The organism is Gluconacetobacter azotocaptans, from assembly GCF_014174355.1.
GTDB classification, from domain to species: domain Bacteria; phylum Pseudomonadota; class Alphaproteobacteria; order Acetobacterales; family Acetobacteraceae; genus Gluconacetobacter; species Gluconacetobacter azotocaptans.
The window spans coordinates 1-11,196 of sequence record NZ_JABEQF010000031.1 but is presented as its reverse complement, the minus strand read 5'-3'; the positions used below and the strand labels follow the sequence as shown (position 1 = coordinate 11,196).

Annotated in this window: 8 protein-coding genes and 1 tRNA gene; 7 read left to right on the top strand and 2 right to left on the bottom strand. The window is 61.8% G+C overall.

Translation table 11 applies throughout. The features are described from left to right. The first annotated feature begins 29 nt into the window (after nucleotides 1-29). From HLH34_RS18655 to HLH34_RS18635, 5 genes are all read left to right on the top strand, one after another. Nucleotides 30-106: transfer RNA gene (locus HLH34_RS18655), tRNA-Met, on the top strand. A 542-nt stretch (nucleotides 107-648) separates the two neighbouring features. Beyond that, complete coding sequence (locus HLH34_RS18650) at nucleotides 649-1,689, top strand: nucleoid-associated protein (protein WP_183121070.1); 1,041 nt, start codon at nucleotides 649-651, stop codon at nucleotides 1,687-1,689. Further along, nucleotides 1,655-3,421 carry a hypothetical protein gene (locus tag HLH34_RS18645; RefSeq protein ID WP_183121069.1) on the top strand — a complete coding sequence of 589 codons (1,767 nt, stop codon included), beginning with the start codon at nucleotides 1,655-1,657 and terminating at the stop codon, nucleotides 3,419-3,421. Before HLH34_RS18650 ends, HLH34_RS18645 begins: the two co-directional genes overlap by 35 nt. A gap of 499 nt (nucleotides 3,422-3,920) precedes the next feature. Beyond that, a complete protein-coding gene (locus HLH34_RS18640; protein ID WP_183121068.1) occupies nucleotides 3,921-5,999 on the top strand; it encodes a ParB/RepB/Spo0J family partition protein in 2,079 nt (692 codons plus the stop codon). A 130-nt stretch (nucleotides 6,000-6,129) separates the two neighbouring features. Then, complete coding sequence (locus tag HLH34_RS18635; protein WP_183121067.1) at nucleotides 6,130-7,320, top strand: DUF932 domain-containing protein; 1,191 nt, start codon at nucleotides 6,130-6,132, stop codon at nucleotides 7,318-7,320. A gap of 77 nt (nucleotides 7,321-7,397) precedes the next feature. On the opposite strand, the gene HLH34_RS18630 is transcribed toward HLH34_RS18635, so the two are convergent. Further along, nucleotides 7,398-7,673, bottom strand: coding sequence for an HU family DNA-binding protein (locus tag HLH34_RS18630; RefSeq protein ID WP_183121066.1), 276 nt, complete (start codon nucleotides 7,671-7,673; stop codon nucleotides 7,398-7,400). Nucleotides 7,674-7,762: 89 nt separating this feature from the next. Between HLH34_RS18630 and HLH34_RS18625 the strand changes: the two genes are divergently transcribed. Next, the gene (locus tag HLH34_RS18625) at nucleotides 7,763-8,827 is read left to right on the top strand and encodes a DUF7146 domain-containing protein (protein WP_183121065.1); all 1,065 of its coding nucleotides are present in this window, start codon (nucleotides 7,763-7,765) and stop codon (nucleotides 8,825-8,827) included. Nucleotides 8,828-9,153: 326 nt separating this feature from the next. Next, on the top strand, nucleotides 9,154-10,083 hold the full coding sequence (locus HLH34_RS18620) for a DUF2493 domain-containing protein (protein WP_183121064.1): 930 nt from the start codon (nucleotides 9,154-9,156) through the stop codon (nucleotides 10,081-10,083). Between the two features lie 197 nt (nucleotides 10,084-10,280). Here the strand turns inward: HLH34_RS18620 and HLH34_RS18615 are convergent. After that, on the bottom strand, nucleotides 10,281-11,196 hold a 916-nt coding region (locus HLH34_RS18615; protein ID WP_220792270.1), incomplete at its 5' end, for a hypothetical protein.

Sequence of the window (11,196 nt, the reverse complement as noted above, 5' to 3'; positions counted from 1 at the left end):
GCCAGGTCTTCCAGTCCACCTTACACCACCGCGGGGTGGAGCAGCCCGGTAGCTCGTCAGGCTCATAACCTGAAGGCCGCAGGTTCAAATCCTGCCCCCGCAACCATGGTTCAAGTGATTGATATCACACATTAAAACCCGCCCTCACCGGCGGGTTTTTTGTTGCCCGAAAGCCCACGCAGGAAACACATAGGAAACAAACGAAAAGGTATTCAGGCGTAAAATTGTCGAGTTTCACGTCTGCGTGAGTTGCCCTTCTTACGCCTTCCTGAAGCGATAGGAATGTATGACTGCTTCGGGCCAATCTGCCCTGAACAGCGCATGCACTTCGGTGAACTGGTTTCATCGACCATACCGATCATGTCGATACCGGCATTACCGACGGGCGCGTCGATCGGCTCCATTCCTTAGGTCGGGTTTCAGATGAAATTATCGGGAATATGAAATCCGCATGAATGACGTCTGGGACGGCTACGCGTCTCTCTTGAGGCATTCCGGTTTCAGGCTCTTCCCCGACGATTACCAGGAGTGGCTTAGGCGCATTTTTCTTGATAAGTCAGATTGGAACATATAGAGAACATCAATCATCTAGATTGGCTGGCTCCGCAATTTGGCTTACGTCTGGCTTTAAAGTCGGAGAGTGACCGCATGATTCAGCCTAATCATTCCAATGATATCGTGATCGAACGCATGATTTTCCATGTGGTCGGGCCTGACGATAGCAACCTCGTGCTTCTCGAAGAAATCGAACCCGGCGCTCATCTTGATTTCTTTGTCGATCGCATCCGGACCGCGTCCAAAGGCATAATGCTTGACTTCGTTGCGGCTTCGCCGGTCCTCGCCTCGCTGCTAAAGATCGAGGAGGATGCGGCTTGCTTTGTGTCCGAGACCAAAAATCTCGCGACCCTGTTCAATACTATGCATTCGGGTGCCGCGAGCGTCGGCGTGTTCCTCATGTTCGTGCTTAATGTCGCGGGTGAGCGCCTTTACGCGATCATCAAATATGATCATGAGGAAGTGCTTTCCTACACGATCGAGGAGGAGGATGATATCCGTCGCGCGCTTATCGCCGCGCTGACTAGCACCTTCGTGCGCTCGCCGGAGGCGCTGCAGAAGGCTGCGATTATTCGTCTGACCGAGGCGGGCGGCGAACTGTCAGTCCGCGACCGCGTTGCGCCGAGCAAGATCACCCGGTATTTCTTGGGCTTCTTGGGCGCGCGGCGGAGGTTCCAAGCCGATCAGCTTACCTCCACTCTTTCCGACATCGCCAAGAAGACCGCGCGTAAACATGCAGACACCCTTGGTACCGCTGTGATGAGTCAGCTCAACCGCCGCGTCTACGATGCTGTCCAAATGCAGCCGGGCTTTGATCCCAGTAATCGCGAGCCATTCCTGGCCGCAGTGTTCGGACCATTGCCCGAGGACTCACCCGTGCGCACCACCTTTGATAAGGAGCTGCGCAACGCACGAATTGAGAATGAAGTGTTCGATTTCGATCGCAACGCGGTGCCTCGGCCGCGGCGCAAGCATATGGTGACCGACGAGGGGATTGAGGTCATTTACGATCGGCAGTTCGAAGACCGCGTCCGGCGCGAAGCCCTTGCAGGCGGCGGCGAGCGTATCGTGATCGAGACCGGCGGGATAAGGGTCGAGGATGACTATACCGAAGCGCGTTCGCGTCTGCGCTGACGCCCTTGCCACTTGCGGTGGGTCGCTGAGCGAACGCATCGACCGCTTGGATGTGCGTGGTACGCCAGATGAGGCATTGCGCGCCGAGCTGGCGGCGGTTGCCGCCGCCTGGTGCGACGGTGGTTTCGGCGCCTTCAAAACAATCGATGTGCTCGGCGAAGTTGTCACGATCCCGGCCCTAGCCGCGAGTGATGGAGAATTGCGTGTAAGCTTCATCAAGGCACCGACCGCTTCAACCTACTATTTCCTTACTGCGCGTGGACTTGCAGTCTTGCTCGACGACTGCGACAAGGCCGCACTCGCGCGGCGCGTTCTTGTCGCCGAAGAGTTCACATCTTTTCGTGCTGTTCAATGCAGCTTCGAGCCTTGGACCGAGATGGTCGCCGACGCACTGGCCGACGACGAGTTCAACTGGCCAGTGCCGCGGCGGATCGTGCGTGACCAGCTCGCGATTGTGCCCTTCTCGATCGGCCCGCTGCTACTAACCGTGCCACCACAGCCAGCCGGAAATACCGAATGTCGACGGGCCAGCAACGAGCAAGACCCGACCGAGCAGGACGATGCGACCGGCGGTGCTGCGGTAGCCGCTGCGGCTCCGCGGGGAGGCACCGAAATGCAGGGCAGCGCGGTCTTCAAAGCATGGCGTGCGGCTGCGCTGCCGCAACTTCTCCTCTGCCTTGTGGATGAGGTCTGGAAACAAGACGACGAAATCCGCGTTACCCTGACGGGTCCACGCAAGCGTAAGCTCCGCGCTGCGCTTGAGATGATCAATCCGAACCGAGACTTTAAGCTCGTCACGGAGGTCGCCGACTGGGTGTTTAATTCGGGCCGCGATGCCGAGACACGCCATACGCTGTTCGTCTACGAACTCGCGCGAGAATGGCCTGGCGATGAGCCGTTTTCTAACAGCTTCGCCGATCGTGCTCCCGGTGCACTCGAAGCCGCTAAGGCGGCGTTTCGCATGCATGTGCGTGATGCCAGCAAGGAGACGCTCAAATCCTTGCAGGAGCTGCGCAAGACCCTGGCCGATGACGTAACCCGCGTAGTCGGCCAGACCCGTGAACTAACAGGCAATTTGTGGCGTGACCTGCTCGTTGTAGCCGCCGCCGTACTCGGGCGCTTTACCCTCCTCGCTACCCCAGGGAAAGACGAGGCTGGGCTTGCCGATGCGCTACTCTATGGCTTGGCAATCTATTTGGCCTTCAGCCTCGGTATGGTAATTTTTGCCAATGCGCAGTTCATGGCGCTGTTTCGCAAGATGCAAAGCAAATGGCAGACTAAGCTTTATGGCTTCGTCGATCCAGAAGACTTCAAGTTGCTAGCGGCTGAGCCCCTGACTGAAGCTGAGAATATCTACAAGAACACTCGCAATGCTGCGATTGCGGCCTATATACTCACTATTAGCGCGCTGATTGCCCTGGCAGTCGTCCCCGTCCGGCTAGCTCAGGGCACGAACAACAGTGGCACCGCTGCCAATGCCTCCAGCGTCGCAGCCCGTGCTACGGACCCTAGCAAAGTTACGACCCTGAAAGTTACTCCTCTTGGCAGCAATCGAAAGTCGCTCGCAGCCGGAGTCGGTGGCACCGTGGCGCCATTAGGGACACTCGTATCGGGCGGCCCTGCCAAGGTTGGAGGCGTCGGGGTGCCGAATGCAAAAGACACAGTGGGAACACTGGGTCAGGTCAAAGCTGTGCCAACGGCAGCCGGCGCGGTAGGTGGACCAATGCACTGAACAAATGAGCGGGCTTGATGCAGTTTTGACGGTCGCTGCGCGCAACAAATCGCGTCGACTTCGGAGCAACATTACGAGCTTGCGTGCGTCGTTACATCAATCCAAAAAAAGTGCCCAATATGATGGCCGTGAACGAGGGACTGCTATGCGGGACCATGAGGCAGCAATGATTAGTCTGTTATCGGTTAAAGTCGGTCACATTGTTATGAATTTAACCATATCCGCTATGCGGAAGCGACGCCGTGGCCTGAATGTTCAGCATGAGGGCGAAAGCTGATGTTACCGCGGCCTGAAGTATGTGTGTGAAACGAATGTTTACGAATGAACAAGAGCCTTGCACGACCGCGATAAGACCGGGCAGGCGGATTTGTTCTTCGACAAGTGTGACGGGATGTGTGGAGTGTGAGGCCGGGGTAGAGGGAGAGGGCAGGGGAGGTTTCGCGACGGATTTCGAGGCTGGGAGAGGGTCTTCCGGCCGTCCGTCGCGGAGTTTCCCGCCATGGCAAGCGCCATCCAGAAAATCACCTTCAGTTCGTCCCGTGACATTCCCTTCAACAGGTTGGTGCTGTCACAGTCCAATGTCCGCCGGCTGAAGGCCGGGCAGTCGATCGACGAACTGGCCGCCGACATCGCGCGGCGCGGGCTGTTGCAGAGCCTCAATGTGCGGCCGGTTCTCGATGCGGACGGTGCGGAAACCGGCACGTTCGAGGTGCCGGCAGGCGGGCGTCGTTTCCGCGCCCTGGAACTGCTGGTCAAGCAGAAGAAGCTGAACAAGACGGCGCCGATCCCCTGTGTCGTGCGCGAGGCCGGATCGCCGATCCTCGCCGAGGACGATTCCCTGGCCGAGAACGTGCAGCGGGTCTCCCTGCATCCGCTGGACCAGTTCCGCGCCTTCCGGACCCTGTTGGAAAAGGGCCTGTCGGAGGAGGAAATCGCCGCCGCGTTCTTCGTCCCGGTCACCGTCGTCAGGCAGCGCCTGCGCCTGATGACCGTCTCGGAAAAGTTGCTCGCCGTCTACGGGGAAGACGGCATGCGGCTCGACCAGGTGATCGCGTTTTCGATCAGCGACGACCCTGCGCGTCAGGAGCAAATCTGGGAGATTCTGTCGGGCAGCCACAACCGCGAGCCCTATCTGATCCGCCGGATGCTGACCGAGAAGACGGTGCGCGCGTCCGATGTCCGCGTCCGCTTTGTCGGGCTCGATGCCTATGTCGCCGCCGGCGGCCATGTCATGCGCGACCTGTTCGAGGCCGACGATGGCGGCTGGCTGAACGACCCCGCCCTGCTCGACCGGCTGGTCATGGATAGGCTGGAAACGGCGACCGCCGAAATCCGCGCCGAAGGCTGGAAGTGGGTCGAAACCGCCCTGTCCTTCCCTTGGGGGCATACGCGGACGTTCAACGCGATCGAAGGCCGGCCGGTCGCCATCACCGAGGACGAACTGGCTCGCCTTGAGGCCCTGCGCGTGGAGCAGGAGGCAATCGAGGCGGATTACGCTCAGGCCGACGAACTGCCCGACGCGGTCGATGCTCGGCTGGGCGAGATCGAGCAGGCCATCGAAGCCCTGGAAACGCGCCCCGTCACCTATGATCCGGCCGAGATGGCGCGCGCCGGGGCCTTCGTCAGCCTCGACAACGACGGCACGCTGCTGGTCGCGCGCGGCTTCGTGCGTCCCGAAGACATACCGACCGACCCGGACGACGACGAGGCGTCGGCCGACGTTGGGGCGGGGGAGACGGATGACGATGCCGACTCCGAGGCTTCCGGCGCGGGTGCCGTATCCAGCCAGGTGGTCACGGAGGAGGACGAGCCCGAGGACGAGGATGGATTGAAGCCGCTGCCCGACCGGCTCGTCACCGAATTGACGGCCTGGCGGACGCTAGCGCTGCGTGACGCCTTCGCCAGCAACCCGCATGTTGCGCTCACCGAGTTCCTGCACACGCTCTGCCTGGTGCTGTTCCACGATATGTATGACGGCGCCTGCCTTCAGGTTAGTGTCCGTGCGGTGTCGTTCCCCGTCCAGGGACCGGACCTCGCCGGCAGCATTCCGGCACATCAGGTGCAGGCACGCGACGAGGCCTGGAAAGCCGATTTGCCCACCGGCAAAGACGTGCTCTGGATCTGGCTCGATCGTCTGGACAACGACAGCCGTCTCGCCCTGCTGGCGCACTGCCTCTCCCAGGGGGTCAATGCGCTCTATGAGAAGGTCCATCCCTACGGCGCCGTCTCGCCGCAGACGATCGAGCGGCGGATCGCCCGGGCTGACCGGCTGGCGATGGCGCTGCGTTTCGACCCCGTGGAGGCGGGCTGGACGCCGACAATCGACAATTACCTCGGCCGCGTCACCAAGGCGCGCATTCTGCAAGCGGTACGCGAGGCTCGGGGTGAACAGGCCGCGCAGATGATCGCCCATCTCAAGAAGCCCGATATGGCCCGCGAGGCCGAACGGCTGCTGGAAGGCTCCGGCTGGCTCCCAGAAGCCCTGCGCGCCGGCGTTCCAGCCCCGGTCGATCCTGTAGCGGACGAGCACGCCAGCGCGCCAGCGTCAGATTCGCCCAGCGCGATCGCGGCGGAATAGACGGACAAGATCTTACCAGCGGCTTCCGGTGCCCCGGAAGCCGCTTTTCTTACGTCCGGCACGGCCGTGAAGGAGGGAGAGGGCGGCTTCGCCTTTTGTGCCGAATATCCGGCGCAAGAGGAGAGTCTCCATGTCCGCTACCACCATCCTGCCGTCCGCCCGACCTGCGGGATTCCGCATCGACCCGTCGCGGGGGCGGCGTGACGTCCGCGTGTCCTCGGAATGGTTTTCCCGCCCCGACGATGAACGCTATTTATCGCTGGCCGATCTGCACGCGGCCACGCTGGCCCGCGCGGAGCGCGCCACCGCCCGCACGGTGGAAAGCCGTGCCATCCGCGTCGAGGCCAGCCGCGACAATGCCGAGCGCCTGACTCTGGCGGTGCCGGGGCAAGACGAACCCGTCGCGCCGACGCACTGGTCCTTCGGTCAGTTGTCCAGCCTGGTCGGCGCGCCGTCTTCCTATCTGCGCAATCTGCCGGCGCCGCTGGCGGCGATCAATCTCCAGCACGGCCTGCTGTCGCACCGGGCCGAATTGGTGAAAACGCTGGAAACCGACGACGGACGCATCGAACTGCGCGCGGTGACCGGTCCCGATTATGGCCGCGTATTCGACCATGAACTGGTCGGCGCCGTCCGCAAGATCGCGGGCGATGGCACGGGCGACACCAATTGGAAGGTGCCCGGCGTCATCGACTGGTCGACCCTAACCCATAATCCTTATGTCGATGTCACCAAAGAGACGACGACGCTTTATGCTTCGGACAGGGATGTCTTCGTATTTCTCGTTGACGATACGCACCCGATCGAGGCCGGCCGGTTGCCGAACGGGGAGCCCGATCTTTACTTTCGCGGCTTTTACGCGTGGAACTCGGAGGTCGGCAGCAAGAGCCTGGGGATCGCGTCGTTTTATCTGCGCGGCGTGTGCCAGAATCGTATGCTGTGGGGCCAACAAAATTTCGAACAGATCACGATCCGGCATAGCAAATTCGCGCCCTCTCGCTTCGTGCATCAGGCCGCACCGGCGTTGCGCAATTTCGCCAATGCCAGTCCGGCTTCTTTTGTTTCCGGCATCCAGGCGGCGCGCAAGGCGATCGTCGCACGCGATGACGATGATCGCGAGAGTTTCTTGCGCCGACGCGGCTTCTCCAAGCCGGAGACGGCGACGATCATCGAGACGGTGCTGCGCGAGGAGCAGAGGAAACCCGAGACGATCTATGATTTCGTGCAGGGTATCACCGCGCTGGCCCGCACCAAGGCCAATCAGGACGTTCGGCTCGATCTCGAAGGCAAGGCCCGCAAGCTGATGGAGGCGGTCGGATGAGCGGCAGGGCGACAAGAGTAAGGTCGGTCTGTCAGGGGGCGGCGGCGCAAGTCCGCCGCCTTTTGTCTGTCCGGCATTCAGCCGTTCAGGCTGTCCCTGAGCGCCTTGGCGGGGGTGAAGGTCAGCTTGCGCGACGCGGCGATGGTGATCGTGGCGCCGGTGGCGGGATTGCGGCCTTCGCGGGCGGGAACGTCCTTGACCCTGAACTTGCCGAGATCGGGAAGGGTCACCTCGTCGCCGGCTTTCGCGGCGTGGGTCACGGCGGCGACCAGGGCGTCGACGGCTTTGCGCGCGTCCGTTTTGGAGAGGTCGGCGGCGTTGGCGATATGATCGACCAGTTCGGTAATCTTCATCTACGGTTCCTTTCCGTTGCGGGCCTTAGCCCATCCGCACCGCCGTTAGCGGCAGATTATGGCGGCATCAAGCCTGCCGGGAGGGCAAAATGACCGGACATGACAGAGCGGACGCCGGCGATCTGGCCCGCCGTCTGGCGGAGCAGGCCGAGGCGGTCTGTCGCTATTATCTTTCGGCCGGGCGCCGTCACGGCAAGTACTGGCTGGTCGGCGATGTGCGCAATACGCCGGGCCGGTCGATGTATGTGCGCCTGCACGGTCCCTCAGAGGGGCGCGGCGCGGCCGGCCGCTGGGCTGATGCAGCCTCGGGTGAATATGGCGACCTGCTGGATGTCATCCGCGAAAGCTGCGGCCTGCTCGATTTCCGCGATGTCGCCGACGAGGCACGGGCGTTCCTTAGCCTGTCACGTCCGGAACCCAGGCCTGTATCGCATGCTGATCATCCGGCGAACGGGCGCGGTTCGGCCGGTTATGCGGAGGCTGTGCGGCGCCTGTGGTCGATGACCTATCCGCTGGCCGGTACCCTCGCGGCGACCTATCTGCGGCATCGCGACCTGAAACGGTTCCCCGGCGTCTCGGCGCTGCGTTTCCATCCGACCTGCTATTATCGACCGGACGATGATGGTCCCACGGAGGTCTGGCCGGCACTGATCGCCGCCGTGACCGATCTCGACGGCACCCTGACCGGCGTGCATCGCACCTGGCTGGCGGCGGACGGGCACGGCAAGGCCCCGGTCGATGTCCCGCGCCGGGCGCTGGGCGACCTGCTCGGCCATGCCGTCCGCTTCGGTGTCGCATCCGACGTGCTGGCCGCCGGGGAAGGGATCGAGACGGTCCTCTCGCTCCGGCAGGTGCTGCCCGATCTACCCTTGGCCGCCTGTCTCTCCGCAGGCCATCTCGCCACCATGGTCTTTCCGCCGTTGCTGCGCCGTCTCTATGTCGTGCGGGACGACGATCCGGCCGGCGACCATGCGTTGGAGACGCTCTCCGGGCGCGCCCGCGACGCCGGGATCGACCTGATTGCCCTGTCGCCACGGCTGGCGGATTTCAACGATGATCTCCGCCATCTCGGTCCCGCCGCGCTGCGGGCGATCCTGCATCCCCAGCTTGCCCCGCAGGACGTCGCGCGGTTCCTGGAGACGGCACACGTCTGAAGCGGGCCGGGAAGGGGCGGGCGAGTTTCGTGTCTGTCGGGCTGGCTCTGGGTCTTCGTCCCGGCGGAGTGTTCGCGTCCACGGCCTTTCAGGAGGGGAGCGGGCGTCAGCCGGGCTGGCCCTTCAATGGCGGGCGGCGGCTATTTTCCGCCGCGCGCCCAAGGGGCGCGCTTTGCATCGCGAGGCAAAATAGCCGCCGCCCTGCCATCCTGCGCTGCGCTTCGGCCGCGCGCGCGAGCGCGCGGTTCCGGCCCGGCCCTGGTCTGCCGCTGTCCGCCCCCGGAAAGGCCGCGATGGGCGTGGCCCGTGTTCCGGAGGACAGTCCCATGACCCGTGCGACCGACGATTTCGAACCCGACCATGCTGTATCCCCGACCGCCCATGTGCTGGCGGAACTCCAGATGTATGGCTACCGTCCTTTCGCGGACGAGCCGGACCCAAGGCCGTTGCCCGAGAAGGAGCGCATCGCCGGCGCGGTGGTCGACATCTTCGACGCCATCGCCGCGACCTTCACCGAGACCCGGCTGGAGCCCGATCTTGAGGAGCTGCTCTGGTCCGCTGTGAATATCTTCCACCGCATGGTCGGACAGGTCGAACGCGAACTGGACCGCAACGAGGTGGCGCAGAAGCGCGGGCAGCAGGAGCAGGACGGCAGCGAGATCCGCTCGGTGGAACTGGAACGGCTGATCGCGCAGGGGCTGACCCTGTTGGAGCGCCGCAATGCCTACGAGATCTTCCGGGACACCGCCCAGGAGCAGTTCGAGCGCCTGACCCTGAGCGCGTGGCGTCCGAAGGTCGGCTCGCTGATCTCGCGCCGGACCATGACGGCCTCCATGATCGATAGCCGCGACTTCCTCAACGCTCGGCGCCGCGCCGAGAGCGAGTTGCTGATCCCGCCCGGACCCAAGGTAATCGTCACCGGCGGCCTGGACTTCGACGATCATACGCTGATCTGGGACCGGCTCGACAAGGTCCGGGCCAAGCATCCCGACATGGTGCTGCTGCACGGCGGCTCGCCGAAGGGTGCCGAGTTCATCGCTTCGCGCTGGGCCGATCACCGGGAGATCGTGCAGATCGCCTTCAAGCCGGACTGGACGAAGCACCGCAAGGCCGCCCCCTTCCGTCGCAACGACGCCATGCTGGACGCCATGCCGGTCGGCGTCATCGTCTTTCCCGGTACCGGCATCCAGGAGAACCTGGCCGACAAGGCCAGGAAGCGCGGCATCCCGGTTCTGCGGTTCGGGGGCGGCGCGTGAGCGCCGCTCCGGCTGTTCGTCGGCTTCCGCCTACCATTCTAGACATAGGGGGCTTCCGTCTTCATCCCGATAGCGGACATACCATTCGCGTGTTCTCCGTCCGGGCATCTTGGTGCAACCGGCCCGCAGCCGACATTTGTTCACATGAGGGCGCCGTTCTTCAGCCTTCCAATTGATTTCTCCTCAAGGTCTGGTCGTCACCGACCTCGTTTCTTCTGCCACTCCATCAACTCCAAAATTGGCGCGTTCTCATGACCTTCTGGGATGATTGGATTTATGCTTGGGGAAACTGCCATGCAATCAGGATCATTGAGTCCGATGGTCCAGGCTTCCCTGATCACAACTTCGCGCTTTAGGATCGATAGATCAAAGTGAAATTCAGGTGGCCTTCCATCGTCGGATAGGGTCACTGGCACCAAGGCATAACTTTGAGATGCAGCGAATGCTCTACCAAAATTCTCTAAGTTTCGTGGATCAGGATTTTCCATGGTCTTCATTTTTGAAGTCACAAAGATGCGATCGAACTCTTTGAATTGAGCTTTGCCGATATTTGAACTCACTGCCAACGTGTAGGCGTTGGGGTTCGAATTTTCGACTCCGGTTAATATTACAATGCGAATTTTTTCATTTACATCTGCCCGCCCAACGTCAGAAATCCAGTTCTCAAAGATTCGCCTTCCAGCGTCGCCGTTTCTGAATAGAAGCCCCAAGAAGGGTGGTGCGATCGGTACTACGTAAGGCCGAAGAGCGACTCCTACACCTTCCCAACCAGCCTCTTGCCAAAGTTCAATATCCACCATTGACAGGGTCTGGTAAGCGCTGTGCTTGAGAGGTGTGTCTTGAAGAAAATCTTCGGGTGGCGCGCTTTTCCCAAATTTCATCTCCTCCGTATTCTTCTGCTGTCGAAGAGACATTATTGACTGCAAAGCGAGGTTGCAGGGTGGATCAGCAACTATTTCATAGCTCTCGCCCCCACCCGTCCAGTCAGTCAGGGATGGGGAGTGAGGTGCCCCCTTCCGGGTGGTCCATTGAGTATGATGGAATTCACTGCTGAAGGGACGACAGATGCCATTGAAGAAGCACAAGCCCGAGGAGATCATCGGGAAGCTGCGT

Excerpts from the sequence above, each read along its gene's own strand:
- HLH34_RS18650 (WP_183121070.1), top strand. The coding sequence starts at position 649 with ATGATTCAGCCTAATCATTCCAATGATATCGTGATCGAACGCATGATT.
- HLH34_RS18645 (WP_183121069.1), top strand. The coding sequence starts at position 1,655 with ATGACTATACCGAAGCGCGTTCGCGTCTGCGCTGACGCCCTTGCCACT.
- HLH34_RS18640 (WP_183121068.1), top strand. The coding sequence starts at position 3,921 with ATGGCAAGCGCCATCCAGAAAATCACCTTCAGTTCGTCCCGTGACATT.
- HLH34_RS18635 (WP_183121067.1), top strand. The coding sequence starts at position 6,130 with ATGTCCGCTACCACCATCCTGCCGTCCGCCCGACCTGCGGGATTCCGC.
- HLH34_RS18630 (WP_183121066.1), bottom strand. The coding sequence starts at position 7,673 with ATGAAGATTACCGAACTGGTCGATCATATCGCCAACGCCGCCGACCTC.
- HLH34_RS18625 (WP_183121065.1), top strand. The coding sequence starts at position 7,763 with ATGACCGGACATGACAGAGCGGACGCCGGCGATCTGGCCCGCCGTCTG.
- HLH34_RS18620 (WP_183121064.1), top strand. The coding sequence starts at position 9,154 with ATGACCCGTGCGACCGACGATTTCGAACCCGACCATGCTGTATCCCCG.